The sequence below is a fragment of the Rhizobium sp. 9140 genome, from assembly GCF_900067135.1.
Taxonomy (GTDB): Bacteria; Pseudomonadota; Alphaproteobacteria; order Rhizobiales; family Rhizobiaceae; genus Ferranicluibacter.
The window spans coordinates 476,161-502,708 of the sequence record NZ_FJUR01000002.1; the positions used below are offsets into that span (position 1 = coordinate 476,161).

The following is a 26,548-nucleotide window of genomic DNA, read 5'->3' on the forward strand; positions in this document are numbered from 1 at the left end:
ATGCAGACCTCTTTCACACTCGAGCAACTGTCCGATCCGCATGTGGCGGAATCCGAGAAGATCCTGCGGCGCTGCGTCCATTGCGGCTTTTGCACCGCCACCTGTCCGACCTATGTCACGCTCGGCAACGAGCTCGACAGCCCACGCGGGCGCATCTACCTCATCAAGGACATGCTTGAGAACGACCGCCCTGCCGACCGCGAGGTTGTGACGCATATCGATCGCTGTCTCTCCTGCCTTGCCTGCACGACGACCTGTCCGTCGGGCGTCGATTACATGCACCTGATCGACCATGCCCGTGTTCACATCGAGCAGACGTACAAGCGTCCGCTCGCAGACCGGATGATCCGCGGCCTGCTCGCCGCCATCCTGCCGTACCCCGGCCGGTTCCGCGCCGCACTGGCACTCGCCCGTATCTCCCGACCACTCGCCCCGCTCCTGCGGCGTATAAAGCCGCTGGCCCCGCTCGCTGCCATGCTCGATCTCGCGCCGCGCCGGGCCGCAAAGCGACCCGCCGAGACCGTTCCGGCCGCCCTTCCCCCCACGAGCGGCCGCGTCATCCTGCTGGAAGGCTGCGCCCAGCCGACGCTCGATCCGGGCATCAACGCGGCCACGGTGCGGCTGCTGACCCGGCTCGGCATCGCCGTTGCCACGCCGAGAGGCGAAGGCTGCTGCGGTGCGCTGGTGCATCAGATGGGCCGCGAGCCGCAGGCGCTCGATTTCGCCCGCCGCAACATCGATGCCTGGATGCGCGAGGTCGATGAAGGCGGGCTCGACGCCATCCTCATCACGGCATCGGGCTGCGGCACCACCATCAAAGACTATGGCCACATGCTGCGCCTCGATCCGCTCTATGCCGAAAAAGCCGCGACGATCTCGGCGCTGGCAAAGGACATCACGGAATACCTGTCGACGCTCGACCTTAGAGCCCTGCCGAAACGCGATCTCGTGGTCGCCTATCATTCCGCCTGCTCCCTACAGCACGGACAGAAGATCACGGCCCTGCCGAAGCTTCTCCTGAAGACGGCCGGCTTCACCGTGCGCGATCCGGCAGAAGGCCATCTTTGCTGCGGCTCGGCCGGAACCTATAACATCCTGCAACCCGAGATCTCCGCCACGCTCAAGCAACGCAAGGTGAAGGCCATCGAGGCGACGAAGCCGGACGTGATCGCGGCGGGAAACATCGGCTGCCTCACCCAGATCGCTTCCGGAACAGCCATCCCCATCGTCCATACCGTGGAACTGCTCGACTGGGCCTATGGCGGACCGAAGCCCGCGAAATTGCACGGCTGATACCCCAGGCGTATTTCGCCAAGGATCGGATCTTCCCCGCACTGGCGATGGCTCAGCCTTCCAGCAAGCACCACGCTTGACGCACCAACGCGCCGGACTTAGGGGATGCCTATCTCAAACAGGCGGAAACGATGGCCGACGCAAAACCCGATGCGGCAGCAGGCGGCTCGATCCACTGGAAGCGAAACCTCGGGGTATCGCTCGCCGGCTCGTTCACCACCATCATCGCCATGACGCTGCTTTTGCCCTTCCTGCCGCTCTACGTGGAGGAACTTGGTGTCCGCGATCACGCGGCCATCGTGCAGTGGTCAGGAATTGCCTATGGGGCCACCTTCTTTGCGGCGGCTCTGGTCGCACCTCTCTGGGGTCGCCTCGGCGATATCTATGGGCGAAAGCTGATGCTGGTGCGGGCAAGCCTCGGCATGACGGTCGCCATCGCGCTGATGGGCGTCGCCGAAAACGTCTGGCAACTCGTCGCCCTGCGGCTGTTCGTCGGGCTCGCCGGCGGCTATTCCTCGGGCTCCATGGTTCTGGTGGCCACGCAGACGCCGCGGGACCGTTCGGCCTGGGCACTGGGCATGCTCTCGTCCGGCATCATGGCCGGCAATCTCGTGGGGCCGCTGATCGGTGGCGTGCTGCCGCCGCTGATCGGCATTCGCAACACGTTTCTGGCCGCCGGCGGGCTCATCTTCCTGGCCTTCCTCGCCACGACATTCCTCATCAAGGAGGAGACGGTGCCCGGCCGCAGGCAGGCCGCGAAGGCCGGCGGGGGGTGGGCCGCAATACCGGACAAGGCACCGGTCGTCGCGATGCTCGCCACGGGCATGCTGCTCATGCTCGCCAATATGTCGATCGAGCCGATCATCACGGTCTATGTCGCCCAGTTGGTCGATAGGTCGGACATCGTGACCCTCTGGGCTGGCCTCGTGATGTCCGCGGCGGCCCTCGGCAGCATCCTTTCAGCCTCGCGGCTCGGACGGCTCGCCGATCGCATCGGCCACTGGCCGGTCATCGCCGGCGCGCTCGTCGCGGCGGGCATCCTGCTCGTACCGCAGGCCTTTGTCACCAGCGCCTGGCAGCTCATCCTCCTGCGCTTCCTCATGGGCGTGGCGCTGGGCGGTCTTCTCCCCTGCGTCGCCGCCGTCATCCGGCATGGCGTGCCCGATCGCTCCGCCGGCACCGCACTCGGCCTCTCCGTCTCCGCGCAATATGTCGGTCAGGTGGCGGGGCCGCTGCTCGGCGGCTTCATCGGCGGCCATATCGGCATGCCCGTCGTCTTCATCGGCACGAGCATTCTGCTCCTTGCGGGCGCGGCTTTCGTCTGGATGTCAAAGCCGCCGATTGCCGACTAGCCACCCGCCACCATGCCGCTTGTCTCAGGGATGACTGACGAACGCCCTGCTGACCATCTTCCAGTCGCCTTCTATGCGGCGCACGGGACCCGTGACTTCGATCTGACTGCGCAGGTGAATGGCCGCGCTGGAAGAGCCGATCATCAGCTCGAACATGCCCGGCTCGACAATCCGGAAACCCTCCTGTCCCGTGAACGAGAACATATCCGTCGGGACGCGGAAGGTGACGCAGGCGCTTTCGCCGGGTTCGAGGAAAATGCGCCGGAATGCCTTCAACTCCTTGATCGGGCGGACCACCGAACAGACGAGGTCGCGGACGTAGAGCTGGGGGGTCTCCGTTCCCCCGCGCTGTCCCACATTGCGCAGCGTGAAGGAGACGCCGACACTGCCCTCCTCGCTCTGCACCGAGGCCCGGTCGAGCGTGAGGTCCTCGTAGACGAAGTCCGTATAGGAAAGCCCGTGTCCGAAGGGATAACGGCTCCCGAAATGACGGGCCACCGGGGTCCCCGAGCTTTTGAATTTGTGATTGTAGAAATAGGGCGATGCGCCGCCGCTGCGCGGCACGGAAATGGACAGGCGTCCGGAGGGCTCAACGACGCCGGTGAGCACGTCGGCAAGCGCCGCACCGCCTTCCTGCCCGCCGAAAAAGGCCATGACCTGTGCGGCCACACGATCTTCCAGACCGCCGAGCGTATAGGGCCGGCCGGAGGTGATGACGACGATTACGGGCGTTCCCGTTTCCACGACCGCATCCAGCAAGGCCTGCTGAACGCCGGGGAGCACCAGCGTATCGGTATCCGAACCCTCGCCGACGGTGCCGGTCTGGAAGATGCCCGAGAGATCCCCGACGCAGACGATCGCCACATCGGCCTGTCGGGCGGCCTCGACGGCCGCCGGAATGAGGTCGAGGCCTGTCGACACCGGAGAGGTTTGGGACAGCGTCGTCATGTCGGGGACGTCGCCGGGAAAAACAGGCGCGCCCGACTGACGGGCCTCCAGGATGTGGCAGCCCTTGGCGTAGAGGACACGCTCAGTGCCGAATCGCGCCTCGAAGGCAGTCCGCGGCGTGATCACGGACGTCGCGGCGTCCTTGAGATCGCTGACGATCAGATGCACGGGGAAAGAATAGTCACCGAGCAACGCCAGCGGATCGTCGGCCGTTGGGCCGATCAGGGCGATGGTCTTGGTCTCCGCCAGGGGAAGAATGCCGTCATTGGCGAGGATGACGACTGATTTCTGGGCAACCCGACGGGCGACATCGATCGCCTCCGGGGTCTGCAGCGCGATGGCGGCCTCATCCGTATAGGGATTTTCGAACAGGCCGAGGCGCATCTTCTCGGTCAGGATACGGTGCACGATCGCATCGATGGTATCGATGCCGATCAGGCCCCGCGCCAGTGCTTGCCTCAGATGAGATGCGCAGTCGTCGCCCGGCAGTTCCACGTCGAGGCCGGCCTTGAAGGCGAGTGCGGCGGCTTCCGCCGGATCGGACGCCACGCCATGATGCTTGTAGAGCAGGCTGATGCCGATATAGTCTGCGACGACCAAGCCGTCGAAGCCCCAATCGTCTCGCAGCACCTTCGTCAGCAGATGATGCGAGGCATGGCACGGCTCGCCGTCGATGTCGTGATAGGCGGGCATGACCGATCCCGCATCCGCCAGCCTTACGGCCATTTCAAACGGCAGCAAGAAGGTGTCGTTCAGTTCCCGCCAGCCGAGATTGACCGGCGCATGGTTGCGCGCGCCTTCCGAGAGGGAGTGCCCCGCATAATGCTTCAGCGTCGCCAGGAAGTCGCGGTCGCGCCCCTGCAGGCCGCGGACATAGCGGGAAGCCAGGAGCCCGACGAGATAGGGATCCTCGCCGAACGTTTCTTCCGTGCGTCCCCAACGCGCGTCGCGGGCGACGTCCAGCACGGGGGCCAGCCCCTGGCGGCAACCGATGGAGCGCGCCTCCTGGCCTATGACCCGGCCAACCTCCTCAATGAGGGCGGGATCGAACGTCGCGCCGAAGGCCAGCGATGAAGGAAACAGCGTGCCGCCCTGCGCCATGATGCCGGACAGGCATTCTTCGTGCGAAATGACGGGAATGCCGAGCCGGGTTTCTTCCACGAGGAATTTCTGCAGCCGGTTCAAAGCTCGTACACCGGCAGCGGGATCGACCGGGCGGCTGCCGAGAGGGCGCGTGATCTGCCCGAGACCGAACGACAGCTTCGCCTTCAGTCGATCCCCATCATCAGCGCCGGTAAACGCATCGGTGCGCACCTCGTGGCGGCCATCTTCCGACAGCAGCAGCCAGAAGGCGTGCATCTGCGCGATCTTCTCCTCGATGCTCATACGGCCGAGAAGATCGGCAACGCGGTTATCGATAGACTGGGCAGAATCCTTATAGATATCCGTCATGGCTGCAGGTCCAGAATTGAATGAGACGACATTGCGTCAGGTGTCGCAAGCGTTAGCGTCAGTAATCATTAAAGTCAATCTACCATGGTAGTGTATCACTATTATAACAATGGTTTGTGTCTGATAGGTCTTTTATAATTAAGCTCTCACTCTATCCCTAAAAAAGGGATTCCTGCGCGACTGTGATAGCCGGAGATGGCGCCTTACCCGGAAACCTGTCTGAAAACGGGACGCTTTCGTATCGGTATCGTATGTTTCTTGCGGAAAGCCCGGCCGACTTCGTTAAATTCTTCGAACACGGAGGACAATAGCGAGATCTCGTACAACATCGTCACCGCGACCGGACGACCCCTGACGACGAACACGCCGACCAGCCAGACGCCTTGTTTTATGATGTTTGTCATATTAAAGTCTTTGCACCTTTAGGAGGAGGTAAAACAATGGACGTTCTCAGGAATAACCAGGCCGGTCTTTCTGGTCTTGCTCAGTTGCAGGTTCTTATAGCGGCCAACAGCCCGCCGCCGATCAACGAAACGATGAAGTTCGTCCTGATCGAGATCGAAGAAGGTCGCGCGGTGTTCGAAGGCAATCCCGACCGCAGCGTCTATAATCCGATCGGATCGGTGCATGGCGGATATGCGGCAACGCTCCTCGACAGCGCGTGCGGCTGCGCAGTCCATTCCAAGCTGGCGGCCGACCAGGGCTACACGACGCTGGAACTCAAGGTCGCCTATCATCGTCCGCTGACGGAGGCGAGTGGTCCCGTTCGCGCCGAGGGGCGCATTCTTTCGATGGGGCGACGTGCGGCTTTTGCCGAGGCGACGCTGACGGATCGCGATGGCCGCCTCTGTGCCAGCGCGACATCCACCTTGCTCGTCTTTCCGCTCGAGCGACCCGCCACGACCGCCTGACAGCAAGCACCAACCGACGTCTTCCAAACCGACGGGCGCCCCCATGCGCCGGCCCGACATCGCAGCGTTTCGCAGCCGCGCAGGAACGCGACCGGAAACGACGGTAGAGCCGCTGGCATGGCTGAAGCCGGCCTTCCGCCCGGACGGCACGATCACGGCCGGCAATGCGCCGGGGCTGAACAGTGCCGCGGGACGCGCTTTCCAGAGGGATCGTCACGCTCTGCATCGGCGGCGGACAAGGCATTGCTCTCGCACTCGAGATGATTTGATCCGCGGGTCTCAGCCCTTGAGGGCTGCGGCCGGCGACTGGCGATAGGCGAGGACGGCTGGCACGACGGCAAGGACGGCCGCGAAAGCCGTGACGGAAGCTGCGAAGACGAGGTCTCCGCGTGCGAAGGCCACGGGCATCGTGAAGCCGTTCTGCCGCGAGACGATGCCGCCGATGACGTCCGAGACGAGGTAGCCGAGGCCGAAACCGAGGAGGATGCCGGCGAGGCTGATGGCGAAAAGCTGCAGCCAGACGATCCGGAACACGACGGTGCGCGATGCACCGAAAGCACGCAACGCGCCGATCTGCCGCCGGCGCTGCCCGACATGCATGATGGTGACGAGCAGAAGGGCGGCCGCAATGAGAACCTGCGTGCCGATCGCCACCGCCATCAGCAGAATTTTGGCATCCCCGAGCGTCGCGTAGAGCCGCGTCAGAACCTCGCCGGGAAAGACGGCGAGCGTTGTGCCGCTGCGATATTCCTGGCGAAGCTTATAGGCGTCGGCAATCGTCTTCGGCTTGACCAGAACGGCCGGCACCCCGGCCGAATGTTCCGCCCAGTCTTCGTCGATCGGCGCCGTGGCATCGGCGCTATGCTCATGCTCGCCACCCGCATAGCCAGCTCCGGCATGGCCCGCTTCCTCATGGCTTGCCTTGCTATGCTCGGCCTCATCATGCCCCATACCGTGCAGCTCCCACACAGCCTGTATGGGGACAAGGATCGCCCTGTCCCATGGCGTGCCGGTCGGCTTCATCCGGCCGACGACGGCATAAGCAAGACCGGTATGCGTATGGCCGCCCTCTTCCGCGGTACCGTGCATGGGCTTGATCACCGCGCCCATAGAGAGGTCGACCGCCGAGCCGATCACCGCATCACCCTCTTGTCGAAAGCCCACCCCCTCCTGCAGTTGCGGCGAGAGATGCACCACGAGAGCGGTCGATGTGCCCACCAGCGGATAGCCCGCAAAGGAATCGCCGAAGCCGATGGGGGCTGCAAAGGCCACGCGCGGATCAGCCGCAAGACGTTGAAGCGCGGCACCCTCCATCAGCGGCAGCGGTGCTGCCTGAAGGAAGACGGAGGATAGGACCAGCTGCGTTTCGCTGCCCGCCGCTCCAATCACCAGATCAAACGCGTTGGCCGCACGGGCGCTGCCGAGCCGGAGCGCGCGTTCCTGCAGCGTCACGGAGACGGCGAGCGCCACGGCGAAGGCGATCAGCAGCAGGATGGCGATCGTCCCGCCCTTATGGCGGCGGATGTCGGCGAGAATGAACCCGATCATATCACAGCCGCCTTGCTGTCGCTGGAGATCCGGCCGCGATCGAGCGTGATCCGGCGCGGCAGGCGCGAAATGAGGGCGGGATCGTGCGACACGACGATGAGTGTCGCACCGGCTGCACCCGCCAGGCCGATCAACAGGTCGGCAATGACCTGACCGCTTTCCTCGTCGAGACTTGCCGTAGGTTCGTCGGCGATGACGATGCCCGGCGCGCGCACGAGCGCGCGGGCGATGGCAACGCGCTGCATTTCGCCGCGCGACATCGTCTCGACCGACTGGTCGGGCCGTTCGAGCCCCGTGCCGGCAAGAAGGTCGCGCGCCCGACGCTTGACGGCGGACGATGCCGCGGAGGCAAGCCGCGCAGGCAACAGGACGTTATCGAGCGCCGACAGTCCGGGAAAAAGATGAAAGTCCTGCATGACGAGGCCAACATGCTCGGCCCGCCAGCGGTCGCGCCGATGCTCGGTAAAGCGCACGAGGTCGGTTCCGCTCCAGTCGATCCGACCCTCGCGGACATGCTCGAGGCCGGAGACGACATTGACGAAGGTGCTCTTGCCCGAGCCAGAGGCGCCGGTGACGGCCACGTTTTCCCCAGCTGCAAACTGCAAGGCAGGAACCGAGAGCACGGGCGCGGCAAGCCCGGCATAGCAGACGGCGATATCTTTGAGGGTGAGCGACAGCATCTGCTCAAACCGACCAGTAACGCGCATTACGCAGGCGCAGGCGGCTGACGAAGCCGGTCTCGGTATCCGTCCATGTGCCCACCTCCAGCGTTCCCGACACGGAAATGCGCGTTCCCGGCTGGACGAAGGTCTGTGCCTCGTCGAGGTAGACGACGACGATATTGTCGGGCCAATCGGAATCCGACGAGCAGAAAGGGCAGATCGACATCGGAATCTCGGTCAGTACGAAAAACGCGGCCTCGGCCTTGAGCGGCGGCGCCATGAAGCCGCTCATCGTCACGCCCTTGCCGTTCAGCGCTTTCACGGTATCGGAGAAGGTGAGGCCGAGCACACCGACACTGCCGTAGAGATCGTCAAAGCCGATCTCGGTGTCCGCAGCGAAAGCGAGCGGCGGAAAGGCAGCCGCCGGCAGGGATGCGAGCAAGCCGAGGAGCATGCGACGGCGCAAGGCCTCAGATTTCGTCATGTCGTTTCCTCGAGCGCCGCCGGGCGATAACCCGGCGGGCTTCTATTCCTTACTTCGCGGAGATCTTGTCCGGTGAGCCGAGGGCGAGACTGTCGGCGAGCACGCGGTAGATGTCGCTTTCCTCCATATAGCCCTTAAAGCCTTCCGAACCTGGCCCGCTTGCCTGCAGCACGACGTCATCGACGGCATGGACGGCGCTTTCGGAGCTCTTCGGCAAGTTGCCTTCGCGCAGAACAGCGCCGGGAACGTCCTTGTAGGCCGGGTTCGCGACGTATTCCTTATTCTCGTTCTGCACGGTCGGCTCGAACGGGCCATCGAGCTTCGGACGGAACGTCTCGTAGTAATCCGGGAAGTTGCTGGAGAACACGGCGAGGCGGCGTGTCGGATCGACCTTATCGGGATAGCCGTCGCCGTCCTTGTCCTCGTAGTTCGGGAAGCCGGCATCGGCGTAGATGCCAACCTTCTGCCGCATCTCCGTGCCCGGCTTTTCGTCGTCGATGGTGCCGATGACCGAAACGCCGTGGGTGTGGTCGCCCGTGACGACGATCAGCGTATCCGGGTTCTTGGCGGCAAAATCGCGCGCGACCCCGACGGCCTTGTCGAACTCGATCGTCTCATACATCGCCCGGTCCCAATCCATCGGGTGGGACATCTTGTCGATCGTGGCGCCCTCGACCATCAGGAAGAAGCCGTCCGCGTTCTTGGACAGCTGCGTCAGCGCCGCACTGGTCATGTCGACGAGGCCCGGCTGGTTCGGGAACTTGGAAACGGTGCCCTTCTTCAGGAAATTGCGGTCAAGGATCGAGTCCATGTTGCCTGTGTGGAACAGGCCGAGCAGCTTGGCGGCATTGGTGCCGGAAGAGGCTTCGAGCTCGGTCCTGTCGGTCGCCAGTGCGTAGCCGGCATCCTTGAACATCTGGATATAATCCTTGTCGTCCTTGCGCTTGGAACCCGGCGTCGCCTGCGGCAGGAAGTAGGCGGAACCGCCGCCGAGGATGACCTCCGGCTGAACGGTATAGAACATGCCGACGATGTCGGCCTTGTCGGCGCGCTTGCGGGTGTGGGCGACGACGGCTGCCGGCGTGGCATCCTCGATCTCGGCGGTGGATACGACACCGATCGCCTTCTTCGTGGTGCGGCGCAGGGCTTCCGCGATGGTCTCGACCTTCGGGTCGTCAAGGCTTGCGGGGGTTCGGTCGGCATAGACGCCGAGCGCGTTGACGGCCGTCTTGTGGCCGGTCATGTAGGCCGACATGGTGTTGGCGCTGTCGGTCGCGATCGCGTCCGTGGCCGAGGTCCCGACGAAGGCCATGTGATCGAGATCGTCCATGGCGAGACGCCCATTCGACTTTCCTTCCGTCATGCCCTTCGACATGATCCGGGCGCCGGTGCGGTGCGCGACCGAGAGGCCGTCGCCGAGCAGGAAGATCACATTCTTCGCCTTCGGCTGCGCGGTGGTTTCGTAGACCTCCCACGTCACCGATTTCGTCTCGCCGCCTGCGGTCACATCGACCTTGTAGCTCCCGGCCTTCAGGATTCGTGCGCCGCGCAGGATCAGGGCGGAACCGAGAACCTTGTCCTCCTTGCCCTTCTCCTCGGCCACAAATTCGGCAGCCGAGCCGAGCGCTGCGGCATAGTCCTCGCCGTTGACGGTGACCTTCACGTCCTCGGCCTTCACCACGCCGGGCAGCTCGATCTTAAAGTCGAACGGCGATCCCGCGAGGATCGTCGCGCGGGAGAGCGGGTAAACGGTCGTGGCCTGGGCCGCGCCGGCAAGGATCGTGGTCGCGACAAGCGCAGCAAGAAGAGTCCGCATGAGAACCTCGTTCGGGTAGAGAGGAGACTGTCTGCGGGCAGGCTTAACCGCCCTGTGTGACGGTTGGATGATGGTCGTCACGCCGGTTGCAGAAAGACGACGGTTCGCCGCTCTTTGTGGGTGTCGCAGCGGCGCGGCCGGCTACGCCTCGTCCTCGTCGTCCTCGTCGACGACGCCGGTGAGCCGCATGCCCTCGATCCACGTCGCGCCGTCCTTACGGATGACACGCTTCGGCCGGGTTCCGCAGCGCTCGAAAACGGCAGAGGCGAGCGCTTCTGAATGGGTGACGATCCAGATCTGACTAGTGACTGCGGCCGTCGCGATCAGATCGGCGAGCGGCAGGAGCATGTCGGGATGCAGGCTCGCCTCAGGCTCGTTGAGCGCGATCAGCGGCGGCTGGCGATAGGACATCAGTGCGGCGGCAAGAGCGAGGAAGCGGATCTGCCCGTCGGAGAGTTCGCGCGGCTGAAAGACGCGCTGCGGAAAGTCGGGAAAGATCAGGCCGAACGCAGCGAATTCTTCGGGCTCTGGCACATGCAGCCTCGCGCCGCCGAGGGCTGCCGCGATCGCCCGGTCAAGTTCGACGGTGTCGCCGCGGGTGTGGACGAGCGTTGCAAAGACTGCCGCCATATTGCCGCCGTCCTCAGCCAGAAGCGGTGCCGTGACCGCAAGGCAGGGCTGGCGCAGCGCCGCATCCCGGTCGGTGCGGAAGCCGTGGAAGAAGCGCCAGCCATCGACCAGACGGCGAAATGTTGCGACTTCCGGATAATGGCCGGCATCGCCGAGCATGGCGATCGCCGTCTCCGACGTCATCGCCGGCTGCGGATACTCTTCCATCCGTCCACGCTCGCCGCGCACCATCACGCCTGGCCCTGCCCGTTTCATCATCGTGACCGGCCGCGCGCCCGTTTCGACCGAAAGGACCTCTTCCTTTATTTGCGGCTCGAAGGCGAAGCCGGCTGCGGCCTTCGGCGGTCGCAACCCGGCCTCCACGCGATAGCGGAACGTGACCGCCCGCTCCTCGTCCAACACTTCGACATCGAGCCTGATGCGGAAATTCTTCTCGATGCGTCTCGGGCCTGACCAGAGCGCGGACGCCATGCCTCCTTCCGCCGCGATCTCATAGGCGAGCGAGCCCCTCACGGCGGCCTGCACGAGCTGCAAGGCGCGATAGAGATTGGACTTGCCGACGCCGTTCTCGCCGATGAACACGTTGACACCGCCCAGATCCATGCGGATTGAGCGCAGCGAACGGTAGTTCCGGGCGGACATGGAGCGGAGCATCATGATCGTTGTCTACACCGGGTATCACGCCCGATGAAAGCATCCGGCACGACCAAATCCCTGTGATGCCGCCGCAAATAAGGGATCCGATCAGTCCTTTTCATGCCCATTCGCGACAGCTTGTGGGGCACGCAGCAGAGCGATCACCGCATCTTGCAACAGGACGCGATGGCGGCTGCGCATCGTGGCTTCGCCGAGATCGCGGCCGAAGATATGGCCGAAGGTGTGGCGGTTGGAGACCCGGAAGAAGCAGAAGGACGAGATCAGCATATGCAGGTCGATCGGATCGACCTCGCGGCGGAACGCGCCGGTCTCCTGTCCCCGCCGGAGGATCGCGGCGATCGTATCGATGATCGACACGTTGAGCCGGCCGAGACTGGAGGACTGGCGCATATGGCTGGCGCGATGGATGTTCTCAATCGTCACCAGACGGATGAAATCGGGATTGGCCTCGTCATAGTCGAAGGTGAAGCCGATCAGGCGGCGCATGGCCTCGACCGGATCGACGTCCGCCAGCCGCAGTTCCGCCTCAACCTTTCGGATGCCGGTATAGGCATGTTCGAGCACGGCGAGGTAGAGACCTTCCTTCGAGCCGAAATGATAGTAGATCATCCGCTTGGACGTCCGTGTGCGCTCGGCGATGGCATCGACGCGGGCGCCCGAAAGGCCGTTCGCCGCAAATTCCTCGCGCGCGACGAGCAGGATGTCGTCCCGCGTTTTCGTCGTGCGGTCCTGCTGCGTTACGCGACGTCTGCCGGGCAGACCATCGGCGTCAAGATCCCCCCGTTCGTCAACACCGTCTGTGTCGGCCATTTTGCCCATCATCCTCCCACACGCCCATGACGGGCACGACCGACACAAAGGCCGGCGCGGTCCATTCTGCATGTTCCAACCGGCACGTCATTCACCGATCTTCCCGAAAACACAATTTTCGCATTGACTAAACGAACCGGTTCGTACATTTTTATCCCAAGATGCTTTCTTTGGAAAGAGACAGAAGTTTGATCGTCATCGACGTAAGACGGTGCCGGATCATAGAATGCTGTGGGCCGGGCGTATCGGGCTACGGGACATGACGGCGATGTTTTAGGATCTGGAGGGATCCCCGCATCGACGGACGGGAGCAGCCGATCCGGCAGGGAGTGCCGATCGCACGGGAGGACTTTCATGAGACGGATCGCCGATCTGTATTTTGCGCTTTTGCGCGTTTCCATCGCCCTGCTCCTCGCAGCGATGGTCATCCTCGTTTTCACCAACGTCATCCTGCGCTATGCGCTAAACAGCGGACTGACGGTCTCGGAAGAGATGTCGCGGCTGGCCTTCGTCTGGCTCATCTTCCTCGGTGCCGCCGTCGCGCTCCGCGAGCACGCCCATATCGGCATCGATTCGATGATCCGTGCCTTGCCACGGGGCCTCGCTAAAGCGTGCGTTCTCCTCGGCTACCTCCTGATGCTGCTCGCCTGCGCGCTGCTGCTTCAGGGCGCCTGGGCGCAGTCTGTTCTGACCTGGGGCGCGATCACGCCGGCGGCTGGTATCTCCATGGCGTGGTTCATGATTCCTGCCGTCATCTTCTCGGTCACGGCGCTCCTGCACCTTGGCGGCGAGATGCTCGCGATCCTCACCGGCCGCCTCGACGTCTCCAACATCGTGCTGGTGCAGGAATCCGAAGATCTGCCGCCGCCGACCACCTCGCCCGTACCGCCGCTGCCCGCTGCGCACGGCTTCGGTCGCTGAGGGGGAACGACAATGGTCATCGCAGTATTCCTCGGCTCGCTTCTCGGCACCATGGCATTGGGCATGCCGATCGCCTTTGCGCTCATCCTGTCCGGGATCGCGCTCATGGTTCACATGGACCTCTTCGACGGGCAGATCGTCGCCCAAACGATCCTGCAGGGTGCCGACAGCTTCACGCTCATCGCCGTCCCTTTCTTCATGCTGGCCGGCGAGGTCATGAACCAGGGCGGGCTTTCCAAGCGCATCGTCAATCTGGCGATCGCGCTGGTCGGGCACAAGCGCGGCGGTCTCGGCTTCGTCTGCATTCTCGCAGCCTGCGTTCTTTCCAGCCTCTCCGGCTCGGCGGTGGCGGATGCAGCGGCGCTCGCTGCCCTGTTGATGCCCATGATGATCAAGTCCGGCCATGATCCGGCCCGCTCGGGCGGTCTCATCGCCTCCTCCGCCATCATCGGCCCGATCATCCCGCCCTCCATCGGCTTCATTCTCTACGGCGTGGTCGGCGGCGTCTCCATCACCAAGCTCTTCCTCGCCGGCATCGCGCCGGGCCTGATGATCGGAGCGGCGCTGTGCATCGCCTGGCTCGTCGTCATCCGCAAGGAAACCTTCGCAATGCCGGCGAAATCCTCCTGGGCGGAGCGCCGGCACGCGCTCGTCTCGAGCCTCTGGGCGCTAATGCTGCCGGTCATCATCATCTTCGGCCTGAAGTTCGGCGTATTCACGCCGACGGAAGCCGGCGTCGTCGCCGCCGTCTATTCGCTGTTCGTCGCTATGGTCGTCTACCGCGAATTGACGCCGGGCATGCTGCTCGACGTCTTCACCTCGGCCGCGAAAACCACCGCGATCGTCATGTTCCTGGTCGCCGCCGCGTCGGTTTCCGCCTGGCTGATCACGATTGCCGACCTGCCTGGCGCCATGGTTGCCCTGCTGGAACCGCTGATGGGCAACCAGACGCTGCTGCTGATCGCCATCATGGTGCTGATCGTCGCTGTCGGCACCGCCATGGACATGACGCCGACCATCCTCATCCTGACGCCGGTGCTCCTGCCGGTTATCAAACAGGCCGGCATCGATCCCGTCTATTTCGGCGTGCTGTTCATCATCAACAATTCCATCGGCCTCATCACGCCGCCGGTCGGAACCGTGCTCAACGTCGTTTGCGGCGTCGGCAAGATCTCGATGGAAAAGCTCATCCGCGGTGTCTGGCCGTTTATGATCGCGCAGCTGATCGTGCTCATCCTGCTCGTCCTCTTCCCCGTTCTTGTCACCGGCCCGGCAGCCTTCTTCGCCGGTCGTTGATCTCGCCCCTTGCCGCGCCGGTGCCCAAGGGAGGGGCCGGCGGGGAACCAGAAGCAACCAAGGCGTCGGGAGGCGCCGTTATCCCGGAGGATAAACCCATGAGACTGACCCAATCCATCGCAGCCCTACTGGCCGCAGCATCCATTTTTGGCGCGGCCGGTGCCCATGCCGAGATCAGCGAGCGGACGATCAAGTTCGCCGCCCAGAACTCCAAGGGCCATCCCCAGGTCATGGGCATGGAGCGCTTCGCCCAGATCGTGAAGGAAAAGAGCGGCGGCAAGATCGAGGTCAAGCTGTTCCCGGGCGGCACGCTCGGCGGCGACGTCCAGACGCTCGCCTCCGTGCAGGGCGGCATCGTCGAGATGAGCGTGATGAACGCCGGCATTCTCTCCGGCACCATCAAGGAGTTCGGCGTGGTCGATCTGCCGTTCCTGTTCGGGACGCCTGAAGAGGCCGATGCCGTCATGGACGGTCCGGTCGGCACCGATCTTTCAGCGCGCCTGCCCGCCCAGCGCCTCGTCGGCCTCGGCTTCTGGGAACTCGGCTTCCGCCATCTCACCAACAACCGCCATGCGGTCAACACGGTCGAGGACGTGAAGGGCCTGAAGATCCGCACCGTGCAGTCGGCCGTGCCGCTCGCCACCTTCAATGCGCTCGGCGCCAACGCCATTCCCCTGCCCTATCCCGAGCTTTACAGCGCGCTGGAAACGGGCACCGTCGATGGTCAGGAAAATCCGCTCGCCAATATCGTCAACGCCAAGTTCACCGAGGTGCAGAAGTATCTGACGCTGACGGGCCACCAGTACAATCCGCAGATCGTGATCGTCTCCAAGGTATTCTGGGACAAGCTGGATGCCGAGGAGCAGGCCCTGCTGCAGGAGGCCGCCACGCAGGCGCGCGACTATCAGCGCAAGGCCTCGCGCGACGCCAATGCCGGCTTCCTGGCCGAGATCAAGAAGAGCGGCATGGAGGTCGTTGAACCCACGGCCGAACAGCTTGCCGCTTTCCGCAAGGCCGTCGAGCCGGTGGTCGCACAGTTCCGCGACACGATCGGCGCGGAAACCGTCGATGCCGTGTTCTCGCAGCTGAAGACGATCCGCGGTCAGTAACACGACCAGCGGCAAAGACAGGCGGTAAGGCGGGACGATCCGCCTTTCCACTCCCCATCCACGAGCCGAAGGAGGGCACATGCTCGATCGATCCACCCGCACGATACAGGTCGGCCTTATCGGCAGCGGCATTCAGCTCTCACGCTCCCCAGCCATGCACGAGGCGGAAGGCCGGGAGAACGGCGTGGCGCTCTCCTATGAGCTGATCGACCTCGACCGGCTGGGTGCCGGCGCGAAGGCTGGGCACGGGGCTGGGGTCGGCGTCGGCGTCGAAGCGCTCGGCGACATCCTGCGCGATGTCGAGAACCGCGGCTTTGCCGGCGTCAACGTCACGCATCCGGCAAAACAGGCCGTCATCCCCCATCTCCACGCCCTGTCGCCGGAAGCCGAAGCGCTCGGCGCCGTCAATACGGTCGTCCTCAGGGATGGTCGCCGGATCGGCCATAATACGGACTGCTCGGGATTTGCAGAGGGCTTCCGCCGCGCGCTGCCGCAGGCCGATCTATCCTCCGCCGTCCAGCTCGGCGCCGGCGGCGCCGGCGCAGCCGTCGCTCACGCCATGCTGCAGCTCGGCACGAAGCAACTGACGATCTTCGACAATGACGCCGCACGCGCCGAAGCATTGGCGCAACGGCTTTCCCCTCTCTTTCCAAAGGCTTCCGTCGATGTCGGCGACGACCTCTCGGCGGCCATGGCTAGCGCAAGCGGCCTCGTGCATGCGACGCCGACGGGTACGGCGGCGCATCCGGGCCTGCCCCTGCCGGGCGATTTCCTCGACACCCGTCATTTCGTCGCCGAGATCGTCTATTTCCCGCTCGAAACCGAGCTTTTGCGGCTCGCCCGCGCCAAAGGCTGCGCCACCGTCGATGGCGGCGGCATGGCCGTGTTCCAGGCGGTCGGTGCCTTCCGCCTCTTCACGGGCATCGAGCCGGACGCTGCGCGCATGCTCGCCCACTTCGCTGCCATGGGTACCAGCGGTACCTGAGACATCCTCACCATGACGCCGCTCGCTGAACAGGGAACACGCCGATGAAAACCTCGATTGCCACCGTGTCCATCTCCGGCGACCTGTCGGAGAAACTTTCAGCGATAGCTGCTGCCGGCTTCGGCGCCGTGGAAATCTTCGAGAACGACTTTCTCGCCTTCAATCACGGGCCGAAAGACGTCGGCCGGATGGTTCGCGACGCGGGCCTCGAAATTTGCCTGTTCCAGCCCTTCCGCGACTTCGAGGGCCTGCCCGAACCCCAGCGGAGCCGCGCCTTCGAACGGGCGAAACGCAAGTTCGAGACGATGAACGAGCTTGACACCGACCTCATCCTCATCTGCTCCAACGTCTCGCCGCTTGCCCTCGGCGGCATCGACCGCGCGGCGGACGATCTGCGCGCACTCGGCGACATCGCCCGCGAACATGGCGTCCGCATCGGTTACGAGGCGCTTGCCTGGGGTCGCTACATCAACGACCATCGCGATGCCTGGGAGATCGTGCGGCGCGCCGACCACAGCCATGTCGGCCTGATCCTCGATAGCTTCCACTCGCTGGCGCGCGGCATCGACAGCGCCTCGATCCGCTCCATCCCCAAGGACAAGATCTTCATCGTCCAGATGGCGGACGCGCCGAAGCTCGATCTCGACCTTCTGTCCTGGAGCCGCCATTACCGCAACATGCCGGGTCAGGGCGACCTTCCCGTCGCCGACTTCATGGCAGCCATCGAGGCAACCGGTTATGACGGCTACTACTCGCTCGAGATTTTCAACGACCAGTTCCGCGCGGGCTCTGCACAGCAGACCGCCGTCGATGGGCGGCGCTCGCTGATCTACATGATGGACCGGCTGAAGGCCGAAGGGCGTGCGGTGAAAGGTCCGTCAGAGCCGAACCCTTTGCCACCGCCGGCGCGCACAGCCGGCATATCCTTTGTCGAGTTCGCCACCGACATGCAATCCGCCGTGCCGCTATCGACATTGCTCCAGTCCATCGGTTTCCGCCATGCTGGCCGTCATCGCTCGAAGGATGTCGATCTCTATACGCAGAACGACCTGCGCGTCGTCATCAACACGGAAACCGAGGGAATGGCGCATTCCGCCTATGTCGTGCACGGAACCAACGTCTCGGCGCTGGGGCTGCGCATGGCGGACGTGCGGCAGGGCATGGCCCGCGCGGCCGGCCTGCTGGCAACCCCCTACAAGCAACCTGTCGGGCCGGGCGAGCTTGAGCTGCCGGCCCTGTTCGGCATGGGCGGCAGCCTCCTTCATCTGGTACCGGAGGATGCGGCGCTCGACCGGCAGTGGGAGACGGACTTTGCGCTCGAACCCGGCTGGAACCGACATTCCGGTGCGGGCTTGAAGGCGGTCGATCATATCGCCCAGACCGTGCGCTACGAGGACATTCTTTCCTGGACCCTGTTCTACCGCTCGATCTTCGACCTGAAGCCGCTGCCGCCGGTCGAGGTGCCAGATCCCGGTGGCCTCGTGCTCAGCCAGGTCCTGCAGAACGACGACGCCAGCCTGCGCATCGTTCTCAACGGTTCGCAATCCATGCGCACACTCTCGTCCCGCTTCGTGTCGCAGTTCGTCGGGCCGGGCGTCCAGCATGTGGCCTTCGCAACGTCTGACATTTTTAAGACGGTCGAGGCCCTGCGCGCCAGCGGCGTTTCCCTGCTGCCGATCTCCGGCAATTACTATGACGATCTCGATGCCAAGTTCGACATCGCGGCGGAGACGCTTGCTGCCATGCGCGCGGGCAATATCCTCTATGATCGCGACGAAGACGGCGAGTATTTCCAGATCTATCTCGGCACGCTGGAAGGCGGCTTCTTCTTCGAGATCGTCGAGCGGCGCGGCTATCGCGGGCTCGGGGCGGCCAACGCCGCGATCCGCCTGACCACGCAGGCCCGCCAGTCGCCGCTGCCGGCTTAGCGACGCGGTTTGACGGCCCTGACAGTGCCGAAAAAGGGACCCGCATGTAGGAGCAGGCCCCTTCGTCGTCACGCGAACACCCGCCTCAATGCCGGCACGCGGCGGATGAGGAGGACGTCGAGAGCGATCATCACGACGAGCAGCAGGCCCGACAGCGGAAACAGGACCCCGAAGACGACCGCCATGCCCCACAAAACGCCATAGACCCTGCGGCTCGCGGGATAGGGGGGAACGCCGAGGCGGCCGGACGGCCGGCGCTTGAGCCACATGACGACGGCGGCGACCGAGGAGAGGATGATGGCGAAACAGGTCGCGAGCATCAGCAACTGGTTCAACAGGCCGAATTCCTGCCCCATATGGATGTTGATCGCAAACTCGGTGAGCTTGGCGACCGGGCCGTAATCGGCATAGCCGATATCGACCAGCGGCTGGCCGCTATATTGATCGATATGGATCGTGCGCACCTGCGAAAGATCGTCGGGGTATACAGCGGTGGTGAAAACGCCGGCCGCGTCAGTGGGAAGCGTCACCTCGTATCCCGCCGCCATGCCGCGCGCGTGTGCGATCTCGACGATCCTGTCGATACCGAGCGGCGCATCCATAGCGTGGTGCGACATCGGCATCGGAGAGGCTTCCATCGTCCAGCCGACCGTCTGCATGGCATGCTGGGCATGCTCGCTCGATGTCGGCACGTTGTCCCACAGTGCGGCGGGGTAGCCGGTGCCGGTCGCCACCGTCAGTTCCGTCAGCTTGCCGCCCCAGAAGGAGGACCAGGGCAGGCCCGACAGCGCGAGGAAGGCGATGAACCCGCCGGCGACCGCCCCGGTCACGGCATGCGTGTCGCGCCAGAACACCCGGCGCGACGGCGTTCCCCGCACGGTCAGGACACCACCGGTCTGCCGGCGCGGCCACCAGAGATAGACGCCGGAGACGACGAGAATGATCGCGAACCCCGCCATCGCCTCAATCACGCGGTTGGCATAGGCACCGAAATACTCAAGGCTGTGCAGCTTGCGCACGACCTCATTGAACTCCTGCGTCTTCAGCATCGTGTCGAGAACGGCACCCGTATAGGGGTTGAGGAACACATAGGCCGCGCCCGCATCCGTCGCGAATGTCACGCGAGCCGACGCGGTCGGGCTGACGGGTGGCCGATAGGCCTTTACCCGCGCGTCGGGATAGAGTGTCTGCGCCCTGGCAATCAAGGTGCTGGGAGCCTGCTGCGGCGTGGTCTCCTCGGCAACCATCGTCCGCGACGCAAAGGCCGTGCGGTCGATCTCGTCGCGGAAGAGGTAGAGTGAGCCGGTGACGGCAAGCAGGATCATGAACGGCACGGCAATGAGGCCGGCATAGAAATGCCATCGCCAGACGGCGCGGTAGGTATCGACAGAAAGCGCGGAAACGCTTGCCTGACGGGAGGTGGTAAGGTCTGTCATCGTCAATCCTGGGATTGGACCGCATGCCGCCGTCGGAGACGTTCGGGAACGGCCGAAAAAGCTTGAGGCTTCGACATGCCGATGCGCCGGGAGCGCACAGGATGTGTTTGCCATCGATGGCGGGCACAGCGCCCGCAAGGTGCTTTTCAGACCGGTGGCCCCTGCGCGTCATACCGCCTGACATCCGTCGAGGCGGACAGGATGACGGCATCGTCGGCGCGTATCTCCACGGCGACGGAGAAGCGGATGGGAAAGCCTATATCGTCGGAGGGTGCCAGCACCGTCTGCGCCTGCACGCCGGCGTGACAGAGCTTGCTGCACGGGCATTCCTGATGTTGATGGCCATCGGCGGGCCGATGCGCCCCATGGTCGGCAGCGCAGAGGACCGAAAAGGGGTCCGGCGCCGCCATCACGGCACTCGACCATCCCGTCACCAGCGTCTGGATCGCGAACGACAGCGCCAGCAGGATGCCCAGGAGAGCCCCCGATTGTCTGTCTGCGATGATACGGCGCCAGAACGTCATGACTGTCGAATGCCACAGTTCCCGCCATCTGTCATCGCGACATCTTGTGCACAGGTTGTTTGCAAGAACGGACGGGATCATCGATCATCCCGCACCATATCCGAACCGTGATCAGGCCAATTCGCTCCCGACCCCGTTGACAGGATGGTGCTTCGTAATGTTATTACATTTATGTCGATTGTAGATGGGTTCGGGGGACGCAACATGTTTTACCTTCAGGGAAAAGACGGCTAGATGATCCGCATATCGCTCCCGGCACGTCTCCTCGCTCACGACGATACGCTGTCTGCCGAAGAAGAAGGACGCCACGTGCACGATGTGACCCTGTCAGCGCGTGGTCTCGGATGGTCGATCCGGGATGCACGGATCCTGCAGGGTGTTTCGCTGGCGCTCGGTCAGGGCGACCGGCTGGCGATCGTCGGCCCCAACGGCGCGGGCAAGACGACGCTGCTCCAGCTTCTCTCCGGCATGCTGCAGCCGACGACGGGCGCGGTTTCGCTGGTCGGGCGGCCGCTTGCCTCCATGACGCCGCAGGAGCGAGCCCGGCTGACGGCGGTGGTCGGACAGTCAGACCAGCCCGACCACCGCATCCGCGTGCGCGACTATGTCGAACTCGGCCGCATTCCCCACACGCAGCGGGCGACGCGCGCGCAGGAACGACAGCTGGTCGAAGACGCGCTGGAGCGCACCGGCCTTTCAGCGCTCGCCGCGCGTGCGATGGGGTCGCTCTCCGGCGGAGAACGGCAGAGGGCGCAGATCGCCCGGGCGCTGGCGCAGGCGCCCCGCATCCTGTTTCTCGACGAGCCGACGAACCATCTCGATCCTCTGGCACGCCGCACGCTGCTGTCTCTGGTCGCGGAACTGGATGTCACGGTCGTTGCTGTCCTTCACGACCTGCATCTCGTTCCCGATTTCGCGACCCATGTCGTGGTGCTGAAAGACGGACGGCCTGTGGCCAGCGGACCGGTTGCCGCCGCCCTGTCGAGAAGCGTCGTCCGCGACGTCTTCGGCATCGATCTTCTGCGCCTGCCGCATCCGCATGAAGATCGCGAACTCACGGTCTTCGACATCGCAGCCCCTCTCTGAACCTCGGAGCCTCTTCCATGAAACGTCTTCTCCTGGCCGCCCTTGTCTCATTCGCAGCCTCTGCTGCCCATGCTTTTCCCGTCACGGTCGACAGCTGCGGGCAGGCGCTGACCTTCGACGCGGCGCCGAAGCGTGCGGTCGTGCATGACATCAATATGGCCAAGATGGCGTTCGCGCTTGGCCTCCAGCCGCAGATGGTCGGCGTGACCGGCATCAGCGGCTGGTACAAGCTGGACGACGCGTTCCGCAGGGAACAGGGCGCGATCCCCGAACTCGCGCCGAAATATCCGACGCTGGAAAATCTCGTCGCCGTCGAGCCCGATTTCTTTTTCGCGGGCTGGTACTACGGCATGAAGCCCGGCGGCGACGTGACGCCGGAGACCCTGGCACCCCACGGCATCAAGACGCTCGTGCTGACGGAAAGCTGCGTCCACCTCGACAAGGCGCGCCCCGCCGCCTCCATGGACCTGCTCTATGGCGACGTGGAAAAGCTCGGCATCATCTTCGACCGCAAAACTGAAGCCGATGCCTTGATCGACGGCTGGAAGAGGGAGCTTGCGGGTATCGAGGCCAAGGTCGCGGCGAACGACGGCACCCGTGTGTTCCTCTATGACAGCGGCGAGGACAAGCCGTTCACCGCCGGCAAGTTCGCCATTCCCACCGCCATGATCTCGGCAGCCGGCGGCGTGAACATCATGGCCGACATGGAAACGAGCTGGGGCACGACGGACTGGGAAACGGTCGCCATGCGCAATCCACAGTTTCTCGTTCTTCTCGACTACCAGACCGATACCGGCTATCGAAAACTCCTCGACTTCCTGAAGAGTCATCCCGCGATGAAGGAAACGGACGCCGTGAAGAACGAGCGCTTCGTGGCGCTGCGATACGAGGAACTGACGCCCGGACCCGACAACATAGCGGCCATCGGCAAGATCGCCCGCGCGCTGCACCCAGAAGCCTTCTGACGGTGCGAGCCGCATTTCCCTTGGGTGTCGTGGCGGCCTGCCTGGCTGTTGCGACGCTTGCCTGCATCTCCATCGCCTATGGCTCCACCGTCATCCCGATGCCGCAGGTTCTCACAGCACTCGCACGGGCGGCCGGCATCGCCCAGACGGACCCGGTCGGCGTGATAGACCGGATCATCGTCGATCTCCGGCTTCCCCGCGCCATCCTCGCGATCGCCGTGGGCGCGGGCCTTGGCGTCATCGGGCTCCTCCTGCAGACGGTGACGCGCAACGATCTGGCCGATCCCTTCCTGTTCGGCCTGTCGGCGGGTGCGGCGGCCGGTGCGGTCATCGTCATCACCCGGCTCGGAGACCGGCTGGGCGTTCTCACACTACCCATTGCAGCCTTCGTCGGAGGAATGTGTGCGACCGGCATCGTGCTGATGCTTATTCGCCGCGCGCAGGGATTTGGCCCCGAGCGGCTGATCCTTGCCGGTCTCGCGGTCTCGTTCCTGTTCACGGCGCTGACCAATTACCTAGTCTTCTCCGGCGACCAGCGCGCTGCCCATTCCGTATTGTTCTGGACCATGGGCGGTCTCGGGCTTGCCAGCTGGCAGAACATCGGCATCGGGATCACGGGTGCCGCCGTCGCAACCGGCTATGCAATCGCGCGCCACCGGCATCTCGACGCTCTGCTGGGTGGAGAGCAGACGGCCGAGAGCCTTGGTGTTTCCGTACGGCGCCTGCGGCGTGAAACGTTTCTGGCGGCCAGTTTCGCCACCGCTCTCCTCGTCTCGATCACCGGCGTCATTGGCTTTATCGGGCTCATGATCCCGCATGTCGCCCGCACGCTGGTCGGCCCGCTGCACAAGCGGTTGACGATCCTCTGCGCGCTTCTGGGCGCAGCGCTTCTCCTCGGCAGCGATCTCATCGCCCGCACGCTCCTGCCGCCACAGGAACTCCCGGTCGGCATCGTCACCAGCTCGATCGGCGCCGCCTTCGTCGTCATCGTCATCCTGCAGAAAGGTCGCACGGCCTGACGTTGATAAAGCCGCACCTACACCTCAGCTTCTGGGCTTCAGGTTCTCCGGATCGTAGAGCGGCTTGTAGCCGACGGCTGCGATCTCAACCGGGAAGCTCTCGTTGAAATATTCCACCGTCAGCGCGCGGCCGACCTCGCAATGCGACTGCGGGATATAGGCGAGCGCGATATTCTTGCCGATGGTCGGGCCATAGGCGATCGAGGTCGTGTAGGAGCGGCGGCCGAGGTCGTCGATCAGCACCGCGCCCGTTTCCGGATCGATGACCGGCAGCGAGCCCACGGGATAGCGCTTTACGCCACTGGCGTCGGTGTTGTCGGTCATCACCAGCGTGCAGAGCATGGCCGGCTGATGGGCGCGGGCCTTGTATTCGAGATGCTTCGCCTTGCCCCGGAAGTCGGCTTCCTTGACCTTGGGGCGGGCAAGATCCGCCTCAATCAGATTGTATTGCGTCAGGAGGTCACCGTTCTGCAGGCGCAGGCTCTTTTCCATGCGGCGGGAGTTGGCATAGGTCTCAACGCCGAAGGCCATGACGCCGGTCGCGCGCAGTGCATCCCAGACGGCAAGGCCGTCCTCATATTTCATGTGCAGTTCCCAGCCCTGCTCCCCGACATAGGAAATGCGGAAGGCGGTGACGGTCACGCCTGCGATCTCGATCGGCTTGATCGCGGCAAAGGCGAAGTTCTCATGGTCGAGCGCCGACGGATCGGCGACCACCTTCTTCAGCGTCTCGCGTGCGTTCGGTCCCCAGATGCCGATGGTTGTGAACCTTTCCGAGACGTCAGTGATCGTGACATCGAGGCCGCGGTCTTCCGCCACGCGCTTCATGTAGTGGAAGTCGCGCGGGCCGGCATCGGCGCCGTTGATGAGGCGGCAGCGATCGGCCATGCGGATGACGGTGAAGTCGGCCCGCACCATGCCCTCGTCATCGAGGAAGTGGGTATAGATGCCCTTGCCGATATTGCCATCGCCGCCGATCTTGGCGGCACAGAGCCATTCGAGTAGATCGACATGGTCGGGGCCTTCGATATCCACCATGTGGAAATGCGAGAGGTTGACGATCCCGCAATCCTCGCTCATCGCCAGATGCTCGGCATTCGAGACGCGCCAGAAATGGCGATTGTCCCACTCGTTCTCGCGCACCGGGACGCGGTCGCCGTATGTCTCCAGTAGGTGTTCGTTGGCCTGGTAGCCGTGGGCGCGCTCCCAGCCGCCAAGTTCCATGAAGTAGCCGCCGAGTTCTTCCTCGCGTTCATAAAAGGGCGAGCGCTTGGCGCCGCGGCCCGAGGCATAGGGTTCGCGCGGATGGATCGCCGGGAAGTAGATCTTCTGCGCCGCCTCGTAGCTGCGACTTTCGATGAACTCTTCGGTGAGCTGGTGCGGGTAGAAGCGCGCATAGTCGATGGAATTGTGGTCGATCTCGGTGCGACCGTCCGTCATCCAGTCGGCAATCAACTTGCCGTAACCAGGGCCGTCCTTGACCCAGATCGCGACGCAGTACCAGAGGCCGCGCACCTTCTGGCTTTCGCCACAGGAGGGACCGCCAGCAGCCGAGACCTGCAGGAGACCATTGAACGAGTGGCCCTCGTTGTAGCCGAGCTCGCCGAGGATCGGCGTCAGTTTCATCGCCCGTTCCAGAGGCTCGAGGATCTGCTCCATGTCGAGATCGCGCTGCGAGGGCGACAGGCGCGCCTCGTGCTTTTCAAGAATTTCGCGCGGGTGGCAAAGGCGCGGGTTTTCGGCCTCGTAGTAGCCCCACTCTATTTGCCCGCCTTCGGTCGTGTTCGGATCGCCGGTATCGCGCATATAGGCCGAGTTGCCCTGGTCGCGCAGCAGCGGATACCCGATCTCCTTGCCGGTGCCGGCGAATTCGTTATAGGGGCCGAAGAAGGTCAGCGGATGATCGACCGGCATGACCGGCAGATCTTCGCCGACCATTTCGGCAATCAGACGGCCCCAGATGCCGGCGCAGACGATGACATGATCGGCCAGAATTGTACCGCGATGCGTGACGACGCCCTTGATGCGGCCCTTCTCGACGATCAGCGAAGTCGCCGGCGTATTGCCGAAGATCTTCAGCTTGCCGGATTTCTCGGCGGCATCGATCAGCTTGCCGGCAACGGTCTGCGAGCGCGGGATGACGAGGCCGGCATCCGGGTCGAACAGGCCGCCCTGCACCTGATCTTCCTCGATCAGCGGGAACATCTGCTTGATCTCGGAGGGGCTGACATATTGCGCGCGCGTGCCGAAAGCCTTGGCGGAGGAGAGCTTGCGCTTGATTTCCTCCATCCAGCTATCATCGCCAGTGCGCGCTACTTCCAGACCGCCGATGCGGGCGTAGTGGCCCATCTTCTCATAGAAATCGATAGAATACTGGGTTGTCCAGACCGACAGGTAATCATGGCTGGTCGTGTAGCAGAAGTCCGAGGCATGCGCCGTCGAGCCGATATCAGTGGGGATGCCGGACTTGTCGATACCGACGATGTCGTCCCAGCCACGCTCGATCAGGTGATGCGCAATGGAGGCGCCGACGATGCCGCCCAGCCCGATGATGACGACCTTTGCTCTGCTTGGAAACTCTGCCATTGCCTGCCTCGTATCTCCGATATCGGGTGATTGTAGAGCCTGCGCCGCGTAACGCCTGATCTGAAAGCGACAAGGACTGGCCGCGATCACGGTCGTGCCGGGAGCAAATACGACATGAAACTTTCACTCA

The 26,548-nt window shown here is 63.9% G+C and carries 21 protein-coding genes and 1 pseudogene; 12 read left to right on the plus strand and 10 right to left on the minus strand.

What is annotated here, in order from left to right:
• Both glcF and GA0004734_RS19540 read left to right on the plus strand, forming a co-directional pair.
• Nucleotides 1-1,293 (plus strand): glycolate oxidase subunit GlcF, encoded by a 1,293-nt coding sequence (gene glcF, locus GA0004734_RS19535; RefSeq protein ID WP_092937143.1) that lies wholly within the window; start codon nucleotides 1-3, stop codon nucleotides 1,291-1,293.
• A 131-nt stretch (nucleotides 1,294-1,424) separates the two neighbouring features.
• Nucleotides 1,425-2,645 carry an MFS transporter gene (locus tag GA0004734_RS19540; protein WP_092937145.1) on the plus strand — a complete coding sequence of 407 codons (1,221 nt, stop codon included), beginning with the start codon at nucleotides 1,425-1,427 and terminating at the stop codon, nucleotides 2,643-2,645.
• Nucleotides 2,646-2,669: 24 nt separating this feature from the next.
• Here the strand turns inward: GA0004734_RS19540 and GA0004734_RS19545 are convergent, their stop codons facing one another.
• Nucleotides 2,670-5,045, minus strand: coding sequence for a glycoside hydrolase family 3 N-terminal domain-containing protein (locus GA0004734_RS19545; RefSeq protein WP_092937147.1), 2,376 nt, complete (start codon nucleotides 5,043-5,045; stop codon nucleotides 2,670-2,672).
• Between the two features lie 440 nt (nucleotides 5,046-5,485).
• Between GA0004734_RS19545 and GA0004734_RS19550 the strand changes: the two genes are divergently transcribed.
• On the plus strand, nucleotides 5,486-5,956 hold the full coding sequence (locus GA0004734_RS19550) for a PaaI family thioesterase (RefSeq protein WP_092937151.1): 471 nt from the start codon (nucleotides 5,486-5,488) through the stop codon (nucleotides 5,954-5,956).
• Nucleotides 5,883-6,146: pseudogene (locus GA0004734_RS26715) on the plus strand (hypothetical protein); the annotation flags it as partial. The gene GA0004734_RS19550 and the pseudogene GA0004734_RS26715, both read left to right, overlap by 74 nt.
• Nucleotides 6,147-6,235: 89 nt before the next feature.
• Here the strand turns inward: GA0004734_RS26715 and GA0004734_RS19560 are convergent.
• The 6 genes from GA0004734_RS19560 to GA0004734_RS19585 all read right to left on the minus strand — a co-directional run bounded on the left by GA0004734_RS19560 (nucleotide 6,236) and on the right by GA0004734_RS19585 (nucleotide 12,563).
• Nucleotides 6,236-7,504, minus strand: coding sequence for an ABC transporter permease (locus GA0004734_RS19560; protein ID WP_092937153.1), 1,269 nt, complete (start codon nucleotides 7,502-7,504; stop codon nucleotides 6,236-6,238).
• Nucleotides 7,501-8,184, minus strand: a complete 684-nt coding sequence (locus tag GA0004734_RS19565) for an ABC transporter ATP-binding protein (RefSeq protein WP_092937155.1) — start codon at nucleotides 8,182-8,184, stop codon at nucleotides 7,501-7,503. Before GA0004734_RS19565 ends, GA0004734_RS19560 begins: the two co-directional genes overlap by 4 nt.
• Before the next feature lie 4 nt (nucleotides 8,185-8,188).
• A complete protein-coding gene (locus tag GA0004734_RS19570; protein ID WP_092937157.1) occupies nucleotides 8,189-8,650 on the minus strand; it encodes a hypothetical protein in 462 nt (153 codons plus the stop codon).
• Nucleotides 8,651-8,699: 49 nt separating this feature from the next.
• Nucleotides 8,700-10,466, minus strand: coding sequence for an alkaline phosphatase (locus GA0004734_RS19575; RefSeq protein WP_092937159.1), 1,767 nt, complete (start codon nucleotides 10,464-10,466; stop codon nucleotides 8,700-8,702).
• 141 nt (nucleotides 10,467-10,607) lie between these two features.
• Nucleotides 10,608-11,753 carry an AAA family ATPase gene (locus tag GA0004734_RS19580; RefSeq protein WP_092937161.1) on the minus strand — a complete coding sequence of 382 codons (1,146 nt, stop codon included), beginning with the start codon at nucleotides 11,751-11,753 and terminating at the stop codon, nucleotides 10,608-10,610.
• 87 nt (nucleotides 11,754-11,840) lie between these two features.
• A complete protein-coding gene (locus tag GA0004734_RS19585) occupies nucleotides 11,841-12,563 on the minus strand; it encodes a TetR/AcrR family transcriptional regulator (protein WP_092937163.1) in 723 nt (240 codons plus the stop codon).
• A gap of 354 nt (nucleotides 12,564-12,917) precedes the next feature.
• Here GA0004734_RS19585 and GA0004734_RS19590 point away from each other — a divergent pair, with 354 nt between their 5' ends.
• The 5 genes from GA0004734_RS19590 (at nucleotide 12,918) to GA0004734_RS19610 (ending at nucleotide 18,802) form a co-directional block, all read left to right on the plus strand.
• Entirely contained in the window at nucleotides 12,918-13,484 is a 567-nt protein-coding gene (locus GA0004734_RS19590; RefSeq protein WP_092937165.1) for a TRAP transporter small permease, read from the plus strand.
• Nucleotides 13,485-13,496: 12 nt separating this feature from the next.
• Nucleotides 13,497-14,780, plus strand: coding sequence for a TRAP transporter large permease subunit (locus tag GA0004734_RS19595; RefSeq protein ID WP_092937167.1), 1,284 nt, complete (start codon nucleotides 13,497-13,499; stop codon nucleotides 14,778-14,780).
• Nucleotides 14,781-14,878: 98 nt separating this feature from the next.
• Nucleotides 14,879-15,889: a TRAP transporter substrate-binding protein gene (locus GA0004734_RS19600; RefSeq protein ID WP_092937169.1), complete on the plus strand. Its 1,011-nt coding sequence runs from the start codon at nucleotides 14,879-14,881 to the stop codon at nucleotides 15,887-15,889.
• A gap of 79 nt (nucleotides 15,890-15,968) precedes the next feature.
• Nucleotides 15,969-16,874, plus strand: a complete 906-nt coding sequence (locus GA0004734_RS19605; protein ID WP_092937171.1) for a shikimate dehydrogenase — start codon at nucleotides 15,969-15,971, stop codon at nucleotides 16,872-16,874.
• A 44-nt stretch (nucleotides 16,875-16,918) separates the two neighbouring features.
• Nucleotides 16,919-18,802, plus strand: a complete 1,884-nt coding sequence (locus GA0004734_RS19610; protein WP_092937173.1) for a bifunctional sugar phosphate isomerase/epimerase/4-hydroxyphenylpyruvate dioxygenase family protein — start codon at nucleotides 16,919-16,921, stop codon at nucleotides 18,800-18,802.
• 68 nt (nucleotides 18,803-18,870) lie between these two features.
• On the opposite strand, the gene GA0004734_RS19615 is transcribed toward GA0004734_RS19610, so the two are convergent.
• Nucleotides 18,871-20,238, minus strand: coding sequence for a PepSY-associated TM helix domain-containing protein (locus GA0004734_RS19615; RefSeq protein WP_092937175.1), 1,368 nt, complete (start codon nucleotides 20,236-20,238; stop codon nucleotides 18,871-18,873).
• Between the two features lie 146 nt (nucleotides 20,239-20,384).
• The gene (locus GA0004734_RS19620; RefSeq protein WP_092937177.1) at nucleotides 20,385-20,762 is read right to left on the minus strand and encodes a hypothetical protein; all 378 of its coding nucleotides are present in this window, start codon (nucleotides 20,760-20,762) and stop codon (nucleotides 20,385-20,387) included.
• Nucleotides 20,763-20,996: 234 nt separating this feature from the next.
• On the opposite strand from GA0004734_RS19620, the gene GA0004734_RS19625 reads away from it, so the two are divergent.
• Genes GA0004734_RS19625 through GA0004734_RS19635 form a run of 3 tightly spaced genes read left to right on the plus strand, consistent with a single transcriptional unit; the run spans nucleotide 20,997 to nucleotide 23,832 of the window.
• Complete coding sequence (locus GA0004734_RS19625) at nucleotides 20,997-21,848, plus strand: ABC transporter ATP-binding protein (protein WP_092937179.1); 852 nt, start codon at nucleotides 20,997-20,999, stop codon at nucleotides 21,846-21,848.
• Between the two features lie 17 nt (nucleotides 21,849-21,865).
• On the plus strand, nucleotides 21,866-22,813 hold the full coding sequence (locus GA0004734_RS19630; RefSeq protein ID WP_092937181.1) for an ABC transporter substrate-binding protein: 948 nt from the start codon (nucleotides 21,866-21,868) through the stop codon (nucleotides 22,811-22,813).
• A gap of 2 nt (nucleotides 22,814-22,815) precedes the next feature.
• The gene (locus tag GA0004734_RS19635; protein ID WP_245292551.1) at nucleotides 22,816-23,832 is read left to right on the plus strand and encodes a FecCD family ABC transporter permease; all 1,017 of its coding nucleotides are present in this window, start codon (nucleotides 22,816-22,818) and stop codon (nucleotides 23,830-23,832) included.
• Between the two features lie 24 nt (nucleotides 23,833-23,856).
• On the opposite strand, the gene GA0004734_RS19640 is transcribed toward GA0004734_RS19635, so the two are convergent.
• Nucleotides 23,857-26,418: a GcvT family protein gene (locus GA0004734_RS19640; protein WP_092937185.1), complete on the minus strand. Its 2,562-nt coding sequence runs from the start codon at nucleotides 26,416-26,418 to the stop codon at nucleotides 23,857-23,859.
• Nucleotides 26,419-26,548 lie beyond the last annotated feature (130 nt).

Coding starts and splice junctions, on each gene's coding strand:
- glcF (WP_092937143.1), top strand. CDS start 1: ATGCAGACCTCTTTCACACTCGAGCAACTGTCCGATCCGCATGTGGCG.
- GA0004734_RS19540 (WP_092937145.1), top strand. CDS start 1,425: ATGGCCGACGCAAAACCCGATGCGGCAGCAGGCGGCTCGATCCACTGG.
- GA0004734_RS19545 (WP_092937147.1), bottom strand. CDS start 5,045: ATGACGGATATCTATAAGGATTCTGCCCAGTCTATCGATAACCGCGTT.
- GA0004734_RS19550 (WP_092937151.1), top strand. CDS start 5,486: ATGGACGTTCTCAGGAATAACCAGGCCGGTCTTTCTGGTCTTGCTCAG.
- GA0004734_RS19560 (WP_092937153.1), bottom strand. CDS start 7,504: ATGATCGGGTTCATTCTCGCCGACATCCGCCGCCATAAGGGCGGGACG.
- GA0004734_RS19565 (WP_092937155.1), bottom strand. CDS start 8,184: ATGCTGTCGCTCACCCTCAAAGATATCGCCGTCTGCTATGCCGGGCTT.
- GA0004734_RS19570 (WP_092937157.1), bottom strand. CDS start 8,650: ATGACGAAATCTGAGGCCTTGCGCCGTCGCATGCTCCTCGGCTTGCTC.
- GA0004734_RS19575 (WP_092937159.1), bottom strand. CDS start 10,466: ATGCGGACTCTTCTTGCTGCGCTTGTCGCGACCACGATCCTTGCCGGC.
- GA0004734_RS19580 (WP_092937161.1), bottom strand. CDS start 11,753: ATGATGCTCCGCTCCATGTCCGCCCGGAACTACCGTTCGCTGCGCTCA.
- GA0004734_RS19585 (WP_092937163.1), bottom strand. CDS start 12,563: ATGGCCGACACAGACGGTGTTGACGAACGGGGGGATCTTGACGCCGAT.
- GA0004734_RS19590 (WP_092937165.1), top strand. CDS start 12,918: ATGAGACGGATCGCCGATCTGTATTTTGCGCTTTTGCGCGTTTCCATC.
- GA0004734_RS19595 (WP_092937167.1), top strand. CDS start 13,497: ATGGTCATCGCAGTATTCCTCGGCTCGCTTCTCGGCACCATGGCATTG.
- GA0004734_RS19600 (WP_092937169.1), top strand. CDS start 14,879: ATGAGACTGACCCAATCCATCGCAGCCCTACTGGCCGCAGCATCCATT.
- GA0004734_RS19605 (WP_092937171.1), top strand. CDS start 15,969: ATGCTCGATCGATCCACCCGCACGATACAGGTCGGCCTTATCGGCAGC.
- GA0004734_RS19610 (WP_092937173.1), top strand. CDS start 16,919: ATGAAAACCTCGATTGCCACCGTGTCCATCTCCGGCGACCTGTCGGAG.
- GA0004734_RS19615 (WP_092937175.1), bottom strand. CDS start 20,238: ATGACAGACCTTACCACCTCCCGTCAGGCAAGCGTTTCCGCGCTTTCT.
- GA0004734_RS19620 (WP_092937177.1), bottom strand. CDS start 20,762: ATGACGTTCTGGCGCCGTATCATCGCAGACAGACAATCGGGGGCTCTC.
- GA0004734_RS19625 (WP_092937179.1), top strand. CDS start 20,997: ATGATCCGCATATCGCTCCCGGCACGTCTCCTCGCTCACGACGATACG.
- GA0004734_RS19630 (WP_092937181.1), top strand. CDS start 21,866: ATGAAACGTCTTCTCCTGGCCGCCCTTGTCTCATTCGCAGCCTCTGCT.
- GA0004734_RS19640 (WP_092937185.1), bottom strand. CDS start 26,418: ATGGCAGAGTTTCCAAGCAGAGCAAAGGTCGTCATCATCGGGCTGGGC.